Source organism: Serratia sp. ASV30 (assembly GCF_016428815.1).
Classification (GTDB): Bacteria; Pseudomonadota; Gammaproteobacteria; order Enterobacterales; family Enterobacteriaceae; genus Chania; species Chania fonticola_C.
This window is the reverse complement of the sequence record NZ_JAELTL010000047.1, coordinates 1-16,614: the sequence shown is the minus strand read 5'-3', so window position 1 is coordinate 16,614 and position 16,614 is coordinate 1. Positions and strand designations below refer to the sequence as shown.

Sequence of the window (16,614 nt, the reverse complement as noted above, 5' to 3'; positions counted from 1 at the left end):
CTAAAACTCAAACTGATAGAGCACATCCAGTGCCTGGTCGAGACCAGACACCGCTTCCAGATACAACCTAGGCATCAGGCGGTATCGCAACGTCAGCGTGGCCAATGAGTCGAAGATCCCCACCCCATATTTTACTTGTAAGCCAGGGAGGACATAGCCGCTCACCACTACCTGAGAGCTGTCGCCAACTCCCTCGGTATCCAGGGCCAGATTACTTACGCCAAACGCCTCACCGATTTTACCCACAAGTTGACCACTTTGTGCAACCCCCATGCCAATTAACATTGAGGTCATGGCGTTGCCATCGGCACCGCCAGCCCCTAATCCCTGGCCGCGCAGCAGGTAAGACAGCGCTTCTTGCTGAGACATGACCGGATCGGAGAACACTTCCAACCTTGGCGCATCGGCCATGCCGGTCACGCGGACACCGGCGGTCACATCATTTTCCGTAGCGTCCGGATTACGGATCGCCTCAATATTCAGCAGCGGTTGATCCGGTGGCCCAGAGAAGATCAGTTGGCCTTTGCGCACGAGCAGATCCTGACCATAAGCATGGAAGCGCCCCGATGGAATATTAATCTGGCCATGCACCCCCAGACCATTTCGGTCCTGTGCCACACGCAGATCGCCACGCAGGCTGGCTTTCAGACCAAATGCATCCAGACGCACGTCGTTACCCACGCGGATCGTCAGGTTACTGTTGATCGGGATCCCTGCCGTCGCCGGTTGGATCGGCTTGAGCTGGTTATTCAACATCACTTCATCAGGAGAAACTCCGACCGCACTTTCTGGTAGCTCCTGCACCGTGATGCGCGCCCAAGGGATAGCTACGCTACCGTTGAGTGAGAACAGCTGCGGCGTGGCTTCAAATACCACATCCGGCGAAACATCAATACGTATCATTGGCGGCAGGGTCACCCGTAGCCGATCGCCCTTGGCTGCAATACGTGCACGCCAGGCATTGATATCCCGCCAGTCGGCATCCCCGGCAAGGTTGAGCTGCCCATGAGTGGTCGCCAGCAATCCTTCTAGGGTCGAGGTCATCCCGTTGAAGTTCATCGCCAGGCGGCCTTCGGTCATATCAAACGGCATCCAGTGGCCAACGATCGCCACCTTATCCAACGCCAGACGGCCAAACACCAGCGGATTCTGCGCATTACCGCCTAATTGCAGGTTGGCATTCAGCATCCCCGCAGCTTTCTCGCCCTGCGTCAGTATCGGGTTAAGCAGCGCCAGCGACACATTGGTGATATTTACGTTGCCGCTGATAGTGCGGCGTACCTGCGGATCGGCGATCTGAACGTTGCCGTTAAACTGGCCGTTATTGGTCAGCTTGATCAGCCAGTCTGCCTGCGCCCGGCCATTGTTCAGACCTGCATTGAGGTTTAGCGTGTCAAAGGCAATCGGCAATGCGTTGCCTTGCACCTGCTGCACCACTTTCACCCCTTTGCCCACTAGTGAAACCTTCGCCTGTGGCAATGCGCCCCCCGGTTGCCAACTCACGTCAGCTCGACCAGTAAAGACCCCGTTCATGGAGGTATCCGGCCCGAGGAACGGTTTGATCATCGCCAGGTCAAAGCGGTTGAGTACTACGCTGGCCTGGCCGCTAGCCCCCGCCTCGATGGTTCTAGGAACGCACAGCTCGGCATTCGGGTTCACCCAGCAATGCGGTCCTACGCTGATCTTCTGTTGCGTATTCAGGTAATCCAACGCGATGGCACGGCTAAGACGCCATTCGCCTACCGGCGTATCAAAGCGAGTGTTGTTCAGGTTGCCTCGCCAGCGTTGTTGCTGGCGATCAAAGCTGCCCTCCAGCGCCAATTGCCCGGAGACTGGCTTGCCATCGATATTCAATTGCAACCGATGTTGGCGCTCGCTGCCTTTGGCATCCAACGTCAACAGATTGACCTGCAACGTATCCTGTTTGAGCTGTTCAACCCGTACCGCCAGCTGCCCCTGGATCTGATCGCTGGAACGGACATCGCCGTTGACCTTAATCCGATTGATGTGCAGCGCCTGCCATTGCAGGCCTGTCGCGGTCAGGTCTGCCAATAACTGTGGTGCCTGCATATTCCCGCGCAGTTTCAACTGCCCGCGGACATTCCCAGCAAGGCCAGGCAAAGCGCCATCGAGATGTGCTGCATCAACATTGGCATCCAGCACCCAGCTTTTCTCATCCAACTGGCCTTTGACGTTCAGCGTATTGCGCCCTAACGCCAGATCGATACCTGGGATCGTCCACTGCCCGGCCGCATTGCCACGCAGGGAACCACGTGCCGATACCTTGTTTTGTTTCACATTGCCGTCAAGCTGCAGCACCGGTACCTGTAATTGCCAACTGCCGCCGTGCAGGCTGCCACGAGTAGTGATTTTCCCTTCCAAGCGCGCTGGCCATTCCGGCCATTGCTTGGCGGTATTAATGCCTGAAAGCGTCAGTTGTGATGTCCAACTGATCGCTTTACTCCAGTCCACCAGCGCCGTCAGATCGGTATTCCCCTCCAGCGCAACCAACCGCAAGCGCTCGAGCCTGAACTGTTCAAGGTTACCTTTACCATCCAGCTGTAGCACTGCTGGTGGCAGATCCTGGCCTTTGAAATTGGCGCGGGTAGATAACGCATAATCCGCGGCCTTGCCGTTAAAGCGCAGGCGGAAGTCATTAACCTGATACTGCGCCTCGCCGGTCAGCGGCCATTTCAGCTGTTTGCTTTGCAGCGTCAACGCCAAGGGCAACCCCACCTCTGCCAACTGGGTTTGCACATCCAGCTGCGCACCAACAGGGCCAGACAGGTTAAGCGCTACTTTCAGCTCTTCACGAAGCCCACCAGACACATTCAGCTTCATCTTCTCGCCTTTCAGCGGATCGATATTCAGCGTGCTGTTGGCCACCATCTCCACCGGCCAACTGCCGGTCAGCGTTGCCTGCCCTTTGGCGGAAATCATGCCTTGCGGCGATCTCACGTCAAAGCGATCCAACTGAATGTGCTGATCTTTGGTGCTGGCCTGCAGCTGCAAGCGGGTGATCGACACCTCAGTGTCCCCGGTCAGATGTAGCTGCTCGCCGTTGATTTCCTCAACGGTAATATCAAGCGGCAGACGAATTTCTGGCAGATCCGGCAGCAGCGGTTTGGCAAACAGCGCCTTCAGGGTTTCGCCCAACGGTTTCTCTTCCACTGGCGGTGGCACCAATGCTGGCACAACCGGCGTTTTCTCTGCCAACTTGTCCGCCACTTTCTCCGCAGCTGGCTGCAGCGCCTCCGGTAAAGGATTGACCGGCGTTTTTGGCAAGGCGACCAGCAAAGCGCGAACCGTAGTTGGCATCAACGTCAACGCACGTTCCTGCCACTGTGCACCAGTGCTGAATTCCCCCAGCGAGATCGCCGTGTCGTCCACGGTAAGCTTGACGTTATTCAACGCCAGCTTACGCAGGGTAATGGGATAAGGCGTGCTGAGATCGCCGATCGGTTCACTGCTTTCCTCAACCGGCACAGAAGGCGCCATTTCGGCGGTTTTCACCACCACATCAACATCCTGTGCGGTCAGCGCATTGACACACAATGAACTGCGTTTAAAACAGGAGAGATCGAGCGAGAGATGGAACTGCCCGGCGTTAACCGCCACGCCCGGCATCTGATACTTCACGCCTTTCAGGGTCAGATCGCGCCAGCCACCACTGACCTCCGCAATTTCTAACCCGGGTACCCAGCGGGCAGCCCCGTTGATTACCATATGCAAGCCGGTCGTGGTGCCAAGCAAAAACGCCAACGTGCCGATCAGCAGCAACAGCAGGATCAAAAATCCCAGACAAATCTTTTTTATCAGGCTCATAGTTCAGGCCCCAAACCGATATAAAACTGTAGGCCGTGGGTCTCTTTATCCCCAACCGGCGCGGCGATATCCAGTTTCACCGGCCCTACCGGCGACTGCCAGCGCACGCCGACGCCCGCCCCCGTCTTGAAATCGCTGTCTGAGAATTTATTGACCGCCTGCCCGGAATCCACAAACATCGCCCCCCACCAACGGCCGGTGACGTTATATTGATACTCAAGCGACCCCGTCACCATTTTAGAGGCACCGGTCAGCTTACCATCATCTCCACGCGGGGAAATGCCCTGGAATTTATAACCACGGATACTGCGATCGCCACCGGCGAAGAAGCGCAAATCCGGCGGCACCTTGTCAAAATCGTTGGTTTCGATCCAGCCGACCTGGCCACGGACCACAAAGCGGTTTTTCTCGCCCAAGGTGCGGATCCAGACGTTCTGCGCCTGCAGTAGCGCAAAATCGACCCCGGAGCCCCAAGTGGTATCCGACACGTCAATGGAGTAGCGCTGGCTATCGCCCCATACCGGCATCAGGCCACCGCGTGAACGCGTACGGTTGATGGACACACCAGGATAAAGCAGCATGGTGGTATTGGTGACGGTACCTTGGGTAAAGTGGTCCAGACGCCAGCTGAGGTTGATCGCACGCTGCCAACCGCTGGAAAGATCCCAGTTACGAGAAGCCACGACCTTGGTACTGTCAGATTGAGTATCGTTCAGGTCCGTACGTTTGAAACCGGCCTGCAACAGGTAATACTGTTCCAGCGGGCTACGCAGCAACGGGATTTTGTAGGTCAGATCCAACTGCTGCTCTGGCGCGGAAATACTGGCGGTGGTGGTCAGGCTGTGGCCCCGATCGTTCAGCCAGGGCTTACGCCAGGTTCCCCGTACACGCGGGCCAATGTCGGTAGAAAAACCACCACCTAGCTCCACGATATTGCTGCTTCGTGGCGTCACCACCGCATCTAACGGCAGGATCTTGCTCTCTTTAGAATCGGTAAAGTCTGGAGACACCACCACCGAGTTGAACCAGTTGGTGGCAGATAAACGGCGGTTAAGTTCGGCAAGATCGTTCGAGCTGTAATAATCCCCCTGATGGAAGGGAAGCAGATTTTGCAGATAGTCCTCGCGGATTTGCGAGCCCTTGAAAATCACTTTGCCGAAGTGATAGCGCTCACCACTGTCGAAATCAATGTCCCAGAACGCCTTATGCAACTCTTCCGCCACGCCAAGTTGGCTCTTGAGCATTTGAGCATCAAAATAGCCTTTACGCAGCGCCAGGTTGGTCAGCGAACTTTTAAAACTGTCGAACTGACCATGGTTGAGGATCTCGCCAATCGTTGGGCGATCGGTTCTGACCAGATTCAGGTAATCTTCGTCGGTTCTGGCCCCGCCTTGCAGCTGGATATCCACACCTGCAATACGCACCGGTTCACCCGGATCGACCTTGGCGATCAATACCGGCCGCGAAAGCTTCGGGTTATCATCAAAGGTGAATTCAATCGTAGGCTGATAATAGCCCAACGGCCGCAACCCCAGGCGGATGGCAGCATCCACCCGAGCGCGAAAACGCCCTTCGGCATTAACCTCTTCCGGCGTGATCGCCGAAAGGCGCACACGAACGTTGCGCTCCAAATCCCCACTCAGGCCGTCAACCTGCAGCCGCACATTCGCTGCTAACACCGACGGCGTAACGAATAGCGCACATAACATGCAAAGGACACGATATCGTGGCACAGGTGCTCCTTAATTGATTTTTCTGTCCTGTCAGTACCTTTGCTCTGGTGCTGGGGCGGTGCTGCGCTATCAGACTGCCCCCCTTACCTTTAGATCCCAGACGCGGCCCATGCGGCATCGACCGTTACCGAAAACAAGACGCATTCTTAGCTTTTGGCGCTCAAAATACTGCGTTAAGCTGATACATAAACCTTAGATAGGGCTTATTGTGGGCAAAGAAGCGGCCAGTTACAACTGACACGCGTCCCTATTAGGCTAATTCTTATTATGGCAATGGGAGTCAAACATGATGCAATCTTTTGATAAGTCTCACAACATCGATAAGGCAAGTGCGCTTCCTGGCCGTACAACGCCAATGCCCGTCGCTGCGCTTAACGAGGTGACCGGCCATTCCATGACCTTCGTACCCGAGGGGATGGCAACGGCCATCTTCGGCATGGGCTGCTTTTGGGGCGTTGAACGCCTGTTTTGGCAGCAGCCGGGGATTTATAGCACTGCCGCAGGTTACAGCGGTGGCTATACGCCAAATCCAACCTATCGCGAGGTATGCAGCGGCCAGACTGGGCATGCCGAAGTGGTACGCGTAGTCTTTGACCCGCAGGTCATCAGCTATCGCCAACTGTTACAGGTATTCTGGGAAAACCACGATCCTGCGCAGGGCATGCGTCAGGGCGGGGATATCGGTACCCAATACCGCTCTGCTATTTACTACCTGGATGCAGAACAACAGGCCGAAGCGGAGCAAAGCCTGCAAGCATTCCAACAGGCGATGGATAAAGCGGGCGATCAGCGCACCATCACCACTGAAATCGCACCGGCACTGCCTTTCTACTATGCAGAAGATGACCACCAACAATACCTGCATAAGAATCCAGGCGGCTATTGTGGCCTGGGCGGCATTGGGGTGTGCCTGCCGCCACAGGGTTAAGCTGTTAATTTTTAACCACTGGCGGCCCTCACGGGGCAACTGCTATACTGTGTTGGGCCGCGTTTGCGGCCCGCTTTTGTGGGCGCGTGATATAACGCACCTTGGATCCACCTTTTTAAACGGTATTACCCCTCCGAAAGATCGCCGACATCCCGTCGGTACGAATGGATAGACTATGTTAAACAGTATTTTACTGATTCTTTTTCTGATCGCAGTGAGTGCGTTTTTCTCGCTTTCAGAAATCTCTCTGGCTGCGTCACGCAAGATCAAACTCAAACTGATGGCTGATGAAGGTAACATCAATGCCGCCAGGGTCCTTAAGCTGCAGGAAACCCCGGGTATTTTCTTTACCGTGGTGCAAATCGGCCTCAACGCCGTGGCCATCCTCGGCGGTATCGTTGGCGATGCAGCCTTCTCCCCCAGTTTCAAATTGATTTTCGACCGTTTTCTGTCACCCGAGATTTCCGAACAGGTAAGCTTTATGTGCTCGTTTGTGATGGTGACCAGCATGTTCATCCTGTTCGCGGATTTAACGCCGAAGCGCATCGGTATGATTGCACCAGAGACGGTTGCCGTCCGGATCATCAACCCGATGCGTTTCTCGATCATGCTGTTCCGCCCGCTGGTCTGGTTCTTCAACGGCATGGCCAACCTGATTTTCCGCATGTTCAAGCTGCCGATGATGCGTAAAGACGACATCACCTCCGAAGATATTTACGCGGTGGTGGAAGCTGGCGCGCTGGCCGGGGTACTGCGTAAACAGGAACATGAGCTGATTGAAAACGTCTTCGAGTTGGAATCGCGCACCGTGCCCTCTTCAATGACGTCCCGCGAAAGCGTGATTTACTTCGACCTGCGGGAAAGCGAAGACAGTATTAAAGAAAAGATCTCCACTCACCCGCATTCCAAGTTCCTGGTGTGCGACGGCCATATCGATCAGGTCGTTGGCTATGTTGACTCCAAAGACCTGCTGAACCGCGTTTTGGGCAACCAGAGCCTGGTACTGAGCAGCGGTGTGCAGATCCGCTCGGCGCTGATCGTGCCGGATACGTTGACCCTGTCAGAAGCGCTGGAAAGCTTTAAAACCGCGGGTGAGGACTTTGCGGTGATCCTCAATGAATATGCTTTGGTGGTCGGGATTATTACGCTGAACGATGTGATGACCACGCTGATGGGTGACCTGGTAGGCCAAGGCCAGGAAGAGCAGATCGTGACGCGTGATGAGAACTCGTGGCTGATTGAAGGTGGGACGCCAATCGAAGACGTGATGCGTGTACTGCATATCGATGAGTTCCCACAGGCTGGCAACTACGAAACCATTGGCGGCTTTATGATGTACATGCTGCGCAAAATCCCGAAACGTACCGACTTTGTAAAATATGCCGGGTACAAGTTTGAAGTGGTGGATATCGACAGCTACAAAATTGATCAGCTATTGGTCACCAGGCTGGTCGACAAACCGATCACAGTGCTACCAAAAGCCCCAGATGAAACACCTCAGGCCTAAATTCTCCTGCGGTAGAAACATTAGCGGCCCCTAAGGGGCCGCAGTTACTTTGCTTTGCAGGTACTCCATACATCGCGCTTTAGCCCATTTCGGCCTGCAGTAACAACACCTGCCGGTTAACTTCTGACATCACATTGAAGTGGCGTTTGTCACGAACCTTCGGCAACAGGATTTTCCCCTTGTCGAATTCGAACGCCCCCACATCCTTGATGTACAGCCGCCCCCGGAACAGGGTTTTTACATACGTAGCCACTTTCAGTGGGTTATAACGCTGGAAGATTCTCATAGTTGTTACTCTCCTCCCATTGGATCCATGCGCTCAGCGAGCGGCCAAAGCGGCCACCTCGACATTCGGAGCGCAACTTGATTGCTTTCTAGTAGACTGAGTAAAGACCATTTCGTTCAACTTCGCCTGGATTTCTATCCTGGATTTACACTTGCTGACAGAATTGTGTATACCTATTTATAACCTTTGCAGTATATCCATTCAAAAAGCGCGTAATTGTCTCCAGAAGGAAAAACTGCGATCCGGTTAACAGGACAGACCTCGGATGAGCACCTATGCTTTAATCACCTTGAGTCATATTGAGACTTATTTCCCTCTGCAGGAGAACGCATGAAAAATAGCATGCTGATAATATCGCTGCTGTTGGCCCCGATGTTGGCCTCTGCTCACAACCTTCAGCTCCACCAGCGCGTGGCACCTATCGGCGTCAGCGATAAAGGTGAGTTGGACTATGTTGATAATAAGTTTAGCTACAAAGGTTGGAATAGCGCGCAGCTCAGTGGAAAAGTGCGAGTGGTGCAACATATTGCTGGCCGCACTTCGGCCAAAGAGCTCAACGATCCGCTGATTGAAGCCATCAAAGCCGCTAAGCTACCGCATGATCGTTACCAAACGACGACCATCGTCAATACCGACGACGCCATCATCGGCACCGCCATCTTTGTGCGTAACAGTATTGAAGACAGCAAGAAAGAGTTCCCTTGGTCGCAGTTCATTGTCGACAGTAATGGCAACGTCAAAAAAGCCTGGGACCTGCAACCAAAAGGCTCGGCAATTGTGGTGCTCGATAAAGAAGGCAAGATCCAGTTTGCCAAAGATGGCGCACTGACGCCGCAAGAGGTGCAGCAGGTGATGGAGATGCTGCACCAGTTGCTGAAATAGCGCTTAAACGGCGTCCCGCACGGCGATACGCGGTGCGCAGCCTAAAACAGAGAAACCCTAAAGCCAGGGTTCAGGAAAGACTCACGCGGGGTGTATAACAGCGGCTTGCCCTGCCAATCGTGGATCTGAGCCCCGGCTGCTACCGCTACCGCGTGCCCTGCCGCCGTATCCCAGATATTGGTTGGCCCAAACCGTGGGTAAAGCTGCGCCCGCCCTTCCGCCACCAGGCAGAACTTCAGTGACGAACCTACAGAGATGGTTTGGTGTGCGCCCAACTGTTGCAGATAATCCTGTAATTCCTCATCACTATGAGAGCGGCTGACCACTACCAACGGTAGCTCGGCATTACTGACGCTAATCTCACGACGTCGGCCCCCCTCTTCCTTCCAGGCCTTGCCGCGTTCGGCCAGATACAGCACGTCCATCGCCGGAGCATAGACCACTCCCATTACCGCCTCACCCTCTTCGATCAGCGCGATATTGACCGTGAACTCACCGTTACGGTTTAAAAACTCTTTGGTACCGTCCAACGGATCGACCAGCCAGTAACGCGTCCAGTTACGGCGGACTTCCCAGGCAGGAGGGTCTTCCTCTGAGAGCAGTGGGATCTCCGGCGTCAGTGCCGCCAGACCTCGTTTGATAATATGGTGCGCGGCCAAATCCGCGGCAGTCACCGGTGAATCATCTTTTTTCTGCGCCACATCAAGCGGTTGTTCACCATGATATACCGCCATGATCGCCGTACCCGCCTCGCGGGACAGCTGGCAAATCTGCTCCAACATAGTGCACCTCAGACATTAAGTTCCGTGGGACATTTCCCCTTTCTATAGCTTGCAGCCTAGTTTTTTTTGGGCGGAATATCCATCTCAACTCGCTAAGCTGCGGTATTTATTCAAGTCTTCTCTGTCACAACTTTGCATATCTGTCCGTTACATTCGGCCAATTTATGCCAGACTTCACAGTTTGCTGATAAAGAGAGTGGTAATTACATACCCCTTTGAGATGCCACTCTAAGATTAATCCAATGGAGATAACCATGATCAAGCGCCCTTTGGGACTATCTGCCCTGGCCCTGCTGGTTTGCGCCTCAACGCAGGCAGCCACGGTTGACCTGCGCGTGCTGGAAACCAGCGATCTGCACGGCAATATGATGGACTTCGACTATTACAAGGATAAGCCCACCGATAAATTCGGCCTGGTGCGCACCGCCAGCCTGATCCAACACGCTCGCCAGCAGGTGACCAACAGCGTGCTGGTCGATAACGGTGACATCATCCAGGGCAGCCCAATGGCTGACTATATGGCCGCCAAGGGCTTGAAACCTGGCGATACCCACCCGGTCTACAAGGCGATGAATACCCTGGATTATGTGGTGGGCAATATCGGTAATCACGAGTTCAACTACGGGCTCGACTATCTGAAGAATGCCCTGGCCGGTGCCAAATTCCCCTACGTCAACGCCAACGTTATTGATGCCACCACGCAAAAACCGTTGTTCACTCCCTACATTATTGTCGATACCCCGGTAAAAGACCGTGATGGCCAAGCTCATACTTTACGTATCGGCTATATCGGCTTCGTGCCGCCGCAGATCCTGGTGTGGGACAAAGCCAACCTGCAGGGGAAAGTGACCGTAAACGACATCACCGAAACCGCCAAACGCTATGTACCGGAAATGCGCAAACAAGGTGCCGATCTGGTCGTCGCGATCCCCCACTCTGGCCTTTCCAGCGATCCCTATAAGGCCATGGCGGAAAACTCGGTGTACTACCTCAGCCAGGTTCCAGGCATCGATGCCATCATGTTCGGCCATGCGCACGCGGTGTTCCCCAGCAAGGATTTCGCCAATATCAAAGGCGCGGATATCGATAAAGGCCTGCTGAACGGCGTACCTGCGGTGATGCCCGGCCAATGGGGCGATCATCTCGGCATCGTGGATCTGCAATTGAATAACGATGAGGGAAATTGGAAGGTTACCGCAGCGAAGGCGCAAGCCAGGCCGGTTTATGACAAAGAGAACAAGCGTTCGTTGGCAGCGGAAGATCCCGCGCTGGTCAAGGTGTTAGAGGAAGATCATAAGGGAACGCGTGAGTTCGTCAGCAAGCCTATCGGCAAGTCCGACGGCAATATGTACAGCTATCTGGCCCTGATCCAGGACGATCCTACCGTGCAGATCGTCAACAATGCGCAAAGAGCCTACGTCGAGCGTTATATTCAAGGCGATCCGGATCTGGCCGATCTGCCGGTATTGGCCGCTGCAGCACCGTTCAAAGTGGGCGGCCGCAAGAACGATCCCGCCAGCTTTGTCGAGGTGGAAAAAGGCCAGCTCACCTTCCGCAATGCCGCCGATCTCTATCTCTACCCGAATACCTTGGTGGTGGTTAAAGCCAGCGGTAAGGAAGTGAAAGAGTGGCTGGAGTGCTCCGCCGGGCAGTTCAACCAAATTGACGTTAACAGTAGCAAACCGCAGGGGCTGATCAATTGGGACGGTTTCCGCACCTATAATTTTGACGTGATCGACGGCGTCAATTATCAAATCGACGTCAGCCAACCGGCACGTTACGACGGAGAGTGTACGCTGATCAATGACCAGGCGGAGCGTATCAAGCAGTTGACCTTTAAGGGCAAGCCGATCGATCCTGACGCCCAGTTCCTGGTTGCGACCAACAACTACCGTGCCTACGGCGGCAAGTTTGCCGGAACGGGCGATAAGCATATTGCCTTTGCTTCACCGGATGAGAACCGCGCGGTATTGGCGGCCTACATCAGCGAAGAAACCCAGAAGCACGGCGCGGTGCATCCACAGGCGGACAATAACTGGCGTTTGGCCAGCTTCCACAGCCCACAGCCGCTGGATATCCGCTTTGAGACCTCCCCTAACGAGAAGGCTGCTGCATTTATTAAGGATAACGCGCAGTACCCGATGAAGTCCGTAGGTAACGACAGCATCGGCTTTGAGCTGTATAAGATCGACCTACAAGCCAAGTAAACTTCAGTTAGGCGCGTAGCAACGCGCCTTTTCCATTTCATATCTCAATACAGAGCTGATGGGTAGAATATTTAACAACAATCTCACCACACAGAATAGGGATAGAAAAATGAATTTGTTAGCATATTTTACAGCAAGCAATCCACAGATGCCGTATTAGATAAATATTTTTAGCACTAAACGCCAATATTTTCTAACAGTATTGAATGTAATAACCAGACGTTAAGAGCTTGCATTAAGCGCTTGGTGCGCAAAACGATTTCCTTCTCACACTCGCGCCTATTGAATGGAAATATTATTGATACCTATATCGAAAAGCACATATTCTACTCATTACCCACCATTCCAATAATGACTACGTGAGTCCCTCGAACTATGAGTTACAGCTACGAATAGTCGCTTGAAAAAATGCCCGAAAACTGTTGCTAGAACATTAATGGACAGGTTCTTGGAGTCCCTTTCAATTTCATTTTTTTGACTGTCAATAAATCACAAACCATCATCTCAACTCGATGAGTTAATTAATTTCATTTCCTTTGGTTACAAAAAAAAGGTCGACCTGAGCATTTTCCTAGTTCTTACCTGTAATTTAAGTAAATGCTTACTCCATTTCTTGCGGTAGCTAATATATTTTTTGTGTTAGGATATATCTAAAGCTTAGCATGAATACTAAACCACAGCCTTTAAGTAACATCAGGGAATGATTATGAGCGAGCAATTATTGGTATCTCCGGAGTCAGCGGAGATCCCTGATTCTCCGGCGATTCAATCGCGAGAGTTCGATAATGTAGAAGACCACGGTAGAGATTCATTACTCTGGGCTGTGGAATGGTTGTGTAAGTACTACAACAAGCTGGCCAGTAAAGAAGTGCTGTACGCAGGGTTACCACGTGGTGACAAATTGGAACCTGAATTGGCGTTGCGTATGCTGGACCAGATCGGCATCGCTGCCGGTTGGATCAAACGCGATCTTGCCAAAATTTCCTCTTATTTATTCCCTTTGGTGGTTGCTCGCAGTGATGGGACCTACTGTATTGTCACCGCACGAACGGGTAAACGCGGAAGCTATGAGTATCAGGTCGTCGTACCTGAAAGTGGCGGTACCATCAGCATTCAGGAAGCGGAGTTGTCAACCAATGGCTATACCATGGTGGCGAATCCCAAGCCCAGACTGGATGCACATCTGGATGATGAAATTCTGCCGCAAGCCAACCGTGAAGGGCACTGGCTGTTCTCTACGCTTTGGTGCTATCGGCACTATTTTTACAGTGCGGCAACGGCGGCACTGTTAGCTAACATACTGACACTGGCCTCTACATTTTTCACGATGAACGTCTACGATCGCGTCATCCCTACCCAAGCTTATGTCACCTTATGGTCATTGGCGATTGGAGTGCTGATTGCCATTGTGTTCGAATTCATTTCCCGGCAGGTTCGTACCTACTTAATTGATGTTGCCGGGAAAAAAGCCGATCTGATTGTGGGGGCAAAACTCTTCCGTAAAGTCATGGCGATGCGGATGGAAAGCAAACCACAATCGACAGGGACATTCGCCAACCAACTGCGTGATTTCGAGGCCGTACGTGATTTCGCCACCTCGGCAACGTTGTCGACCCTGTCAGATCTGCCATTCTGTGTACTGTTTATGTTCATCATTTACCTGATTGGTGGACAACTGGCAATAGTACCGCTGGCGGCGATACCGATTATTTTGCTGGTCAGTGTGCTCATCCAATGGCCGTTAAGTCGTTATATGGATGAAAATATCCGAGAGATCTCGCAAAAACAGGGAATGTTGATTGAGTCTATTGGAGGAATGGAAGCTCTGAAAGCGGCTCAGGGTGAAGGCGTAATGCAAAAACGCTGGGATGACATCAGCGCTTTGGCTGCCGCTTCTTCCATGAAAACCCGTTACCTTTCAGCACTGACCTCGAACTTTGTCACCTTTATGCAGCAGGTGTGTACCGTAGGGATCGTGGTGTTTGGTGTTTATCTGATCCATGCGGGCGAGCTCACTATGGGGTCGATGATCGGGGTGGTTATTCTGTCTGGCCGCTCGCTGGCACCATTGGCTGCGGTGGTTGGGCTGGCACTACGCTATCAACATGCAAAAACGGCGTTGAAGTCACTTAATCAGTTGATGTCATTACCTACGGATCGCGATCCGGCCATCAACTATCTGCCGACGCCAAAATTTAACGGTAATCTGACCCTGAAAAAGGTTGCTTTTGCTTACCCTGTACCCGGCATGATGGTGCCCCCGTCGATTCTTGAGAATATCAATATCTCCATCAAGGCAGGTGAACGGGTTGCGATTATCGGCAGCATCGGCAGTGGAAAGTCGACGCTGTTACGCGTGATGGCACGGATTTATCAGCAGCGTAGCGGCCAGATCTCGATTGATGGCGTTGATGCGACACAGGTCGATCCGGCAGATTGGCGTACAGCGGTCGGGTATGTTGGCCAGGATTGCCGGCTATTCAGTGGTACCTTGCGCTTCAACGTAACAATAGGGAACCCAGGAGCCAGCACAGAAGAGTTTCTGCGCGTTGCCCAAATGACTGGACTGGATCGTATCGCAGCCAAGCATCCGTTGGGTTACGACATGCAGGTAGGGGAAATGGGTAACGGCTTGTCAGGTGGGCAGAAACAGCTGGTTGCACTGGCACGTTGTCTGTTACTGCGCCCGAAAGTGTTGCTGATGGATGAACCAACCAGCTCCATGGATGCGATGACGGAAACCCTGTTTATTCGCCAACTGCAAAAAGCCATAGCAGGACAAACGTTGGTTATTGTGACGCACCGCATGTCAGTGCTGAATATTTTTGACCGCTTGATTGTTCTGGATGACGGACATGTCATGGCTGATGGCCCGAAAGAGCAGGTCATCGCGATGCTGAGTGCTAACGGCCAGAAAAATGGCCAGGCAATTACCCAGCAGAATCAGCAACTCTAATTTCAATCAGGCGGCAACAATCAGCGATACCCAACCGCTTTCAAGATGCAGATAGCTCTGGCTTTTGCATCTTGAACAACGATGGCTATCTGCAACAAGGAACTACGGATGAGCAAGGATGACATTACATTAGCCACTTCTAATGATGCTGATATCGGCAATAAAAATGGTGTGCGAGTAAAAGAAACTGAGGCAAAGAAAATCACGGTGAATGCGGCAGACAGAACTGGACCTCAGAATAAGAATAACCAAAATAATCAGCACAGTGGGAAAATTAAACCTGAAGATCTGCGGTTTATGAATGACCTGCAGGCCGCATTAATTTCACAAAAGACGCCGTTCAGCATGATCATGCTCTATATCATTATGCTGGTGGTGGTCGTTGCATTAGTGTGGGCGCATTTCGCCAGGGTTGAGGAAATCACCCGTGGCGACGGAAAGATTATTCCTGCTAGCCGTGAACAGGTTATCCAGAGCTTGGAAGGGGGGATCCTGGAAGAGCTGAATGTGCATGAAGGTGACATCGTCGAGAAAGGACAGGTGTTATTGAAGATGGATCCCACGCGTGCAGGCTCCAGCTATGGTGAATCATTATCGAAAGTATTGGGGCTCAAGGCAACGATAGCGCGTTTACGCGCACAATCATATGATACTGCGTTGGTGTTTCCGCCTGAGGTACTGGCGGCTCCGAGTATCGTGAATGATGAAACTCAGGCCTACAATGCCCAGTTGAGAACGCTGAATGAGAGCGTCGATGCCCTGAAGAAAAGCTTGTCTCTGGCGGAAAATGAAGTACAGCTTTCCGCACCGTTAGCCAAGAAAGGGCTGATTTCGGACGTAGAAATTCTGCGTCTGCGTAGGCAAGCGAATGAATTCCAACTGCAGATTGCCGAACGTACCAACCGTTTCCGCTCTGATGCCAACAGTGAGTTGAACAAGCAGGGGTCAGAACTGGCTCAGGCTGAGGAGATCTTGCGTGGCCGCCAGGATGTGATGCAGCGCACCACTATTGTTGCCCCGGTACGCGGAACGGTGAATAACATCCGCACCACCACCCGCGGTGGCGTTATCCAGCAGGGGGCCGAAATCATGACGATTATTCCTCTGGAGGATAACTTACTGGTTGAGGCGCATATTAAACCAGCCGATGTGGCATTTATTCATCCGGGCTTGCCAGCCACGGTCAAAATCACCGCTTATGACTATGCCATTTACGGCGGATTAACCGGCGTAGTGGAACATTTGAGTTCTGACACCTTGGTTGATGAAGAAAAAGCCCGTTCTGGACGTGGGGACTCGACCTATTACCGGGTGTATGTGCGTACTAACCAGGCAGCATTACATGTTGACGATAAAACCTGTCTCTTATACACATCTAAAATTGGGGGGGGGGGGGGGGGGGGGGGGGGGGGGGGGGGGGGGGGGGGGGGGGGGGGGGGGGGGGGGGGGGGGGGGGGGGGGGGGGGGGGGGGGGGGGGGGGGGGGGGGGGGGGGGGGGGGGGGGGGGG

Annotated in this window: 11 protein-coding genes; 7 read left to right on the top strand and 4 right to left on the bottom strand. The window is 53.1% G+C overall.

Annotation, left to right across the window (positions count from 1 at the left end; all coding sequences use genetic code 11):
- Together JHD74_RS18785 and JHD74_RS18780 are read right to left on the bottom strand one after the other, a co-directional pair.
- The gene (locus JHD74_RS18785; RefSeq protein ID WP_199063283.1) at positions 1–3,825 is read right to left on the bottom strand and encodes a translocation/assembly module TamB domain-containing protein; all 3,825 of its coding nucleotides are present in this window, start codon (positions 3,823–3,825) and stop codon (positions 1–3) included.
- The gene (locus JHD74_RS18780) at positions 3,822–5,558 is read right to left on the bottom strand and encodes an autotransporter assembly complex family protein (protein WP_024529086.1); all 1,737 of its coding nucleotides are present in this window, start codon (positions 5,556–5,558) and stop codon (positions 3,822–3,824) included. The genes JHD74_RS18785 and JHD74_RS18780 overlap by 4 nt, the downstream gene beginning before the upstream one ends.
- Positions 5,559–5,847: 289 nt before the next feature.
- Here JHD74_RS18780 and msrA point away from each other — a divergent pair, with 289 nt between their 5' ends.
- Both msrA and JHD74_RS18770 read left to right on the top strand, forming a co-directional pair.
- Positions 5,848–6,486, top strand: a complete 639-nt coding sequence (msrA, locus tag JHD74_RS18775; protein WP_199063289.1) for a peptide-methionine (S)-S-oxide reductase MsrA — start codon at positions 5,848–5,850, stop codon at positions 6,484–6,486.
- Between the two features lie 175 nt (positions 6,487–6,661).
- Entirely contained in the window at positions 6,662–7,993 is a 1,332-nt protein-coding gene (locus JHD74_RS18770) for a hemolysin family protein (protein ID WP_021179023.1), read from the top strand.
- Between the two features lie 79 nt (positions 7,994–8,072).
- Here JHD74_RS18770 and JHD74_RS18765 read toward each other — a convergent pair whose 3' ends face one another.
- Positions 8,073–8,279, bottom strand: coding sequence for a DUF1107 domain-containing protein (locus JHD74_RS18765; RefSeq protein ID WP_021179022.1), 207 nt, complete (start codon positions 8,277–8,279; stop codon positions 8,073–8,075).
- Between the two features lie 330 nt (positions 8,280–8,609).
- Here JHD74_RS18765 and JHD74_RS18760 point away from each other — a divergent pair, with 330 nt between their 5' ends.
- Positions 8,610–9,161 (top strand): YtfJ family protein, encoded by a 552-nt coding sequence (locus tag JHD74_RS18760; protein WP_024529089.1) that lies wholly within the window; start codon positions 8,610–8,612, stop codon positions 9,159–9,161.
- A 41-nt stretch (positions 9,162–9,202) separates the two neighbouring features.
- Here the strand turns inward: JHD74_RS18760 and cysQ are convergent, their stop codons facing one another.
- Complete coding sequence (gene cysQ, locus JHD74_RS18755) at positions 9,203–9,943, bottom strand: 3'(2'),5'-bisphosphate nucleotidase CysQ (RefSeq protein ID WP_024529090.1); 741 nt, start codon at positions 9,941–9,943, stop codon at positions 9,203–9,205.
- Between the two features lie 254 nt (positions 9,944–10,197).
- Between cysQ and JHD74_RS18750 the strand changes: the two genes are divergently transcribed.
- The 4 genes from JHD74_RS18750 to JHD74_RS18735 form a co-directional block, all read left to right on the top strand.
- Positions 10,198–12,150, top strand: coding sequence for a bifunctional 2',3'-cyclic-nucleotide 2'-phosphodiesterase/3'-nucleotidase (locus JHD74_RS18750; RefSeq protein WP_074031610.1), 1,953 nt, complete (start codon positions 10,198–10,200; stop codon positions 12,148–12,150).
- 186 nt (positions 12,151–12,336) lie between these two features.
- A complete protein-coding gene (locus tag JHD74_RS27085; protein WP_081375840.1) occupies positions 12,337–12,513 on the top strand; it encodes an IS1 family transposase in 177 nt (58 codons plus the stop codon).
- A gap of 343 nt (positions 12,514–12,856) precedes the next feature.
- The gene (locus JHD74_RS18740) at positions 12,857–15,106 is read left to right on the top strand and encodes a type I secretion system permease/ATPase (RefSeq protein ID WP_081375841.1); all 2,250 of its coding nucleotides are present in this window, start codon (positions 12,857–12,859) and stop codon (positions 15,104–15,106) included.
- 297 nt (positions 15,107–15,403) lie between these two features.
- On the top strand, positions 15,404–16,614 hold a 1,211-nt coding region (locus JHD74_RS18735), incomplete at its 3' end, for an HlyD family efflux transporter periplasmic adaptor subunit (protein WP_199063282.1).

Excerpts from the sequence above, each read along its gene's own strand:
- JHD74_RS18740 (WP_081375841.1), top strand. The coding sequence starts at position 12,857 with ATGAGCGAGCAATTATTGGTATCTCCGGAGTCAGCGGAGATCCCTGAT.
- msrA (WP_199063289.1), top strand. The coding sequence starts at position 5,848 with ATGCAATCTTTTGATAAGTCTCACAACATCGATAAGGCAAGTGCGCTT.
- JHD74_RS18750 (WP_074031610.1), top strand. The coding sequence starts at position 10,198 with ATGATCAAGCGCCCTTTGGGACTATCTGCCCTGGCCCTGCTGGTTTGC.
- cysQ (WP_024529090.1), bottom strand. The coding sequence starts at position 9,943 with ATGTTGGAGCAGATTTGCCAGCTGTCCCGCGAGGCGGGTACGGCGATC.
- JHD74_RS18770 (WP_021179023.1), top strand. The coding sequence starts at position 6,662 with ATGTTAAACAGTATTTTACTGATTCTTTTTCTGATCGCAGTGAGTGCG.
- JHD74_RS18785 (WP_199063283.1), bottom strand. The coding sequence starts at position 3,825 with ATGAGCCTGATAAAAAAGATTTGTCTGGGATTTTTGATCCTGCTGTTG.
- JHD74_RS18765 (WP_021179022.1), bottom strand. The coding sequence starts at position 8,279 with ATGAGAATCTTCCAGCGTTATAACCCACTGAAAGTGGCTACGTATGTA.
- JHD74_RS18760 (WP_024529089.1), top strand. The coding sequence starts at position 8,610 with ATGAAAAATAGCATGCTGATAATATCGCTGCTGTTGGCCCCGATGTTG.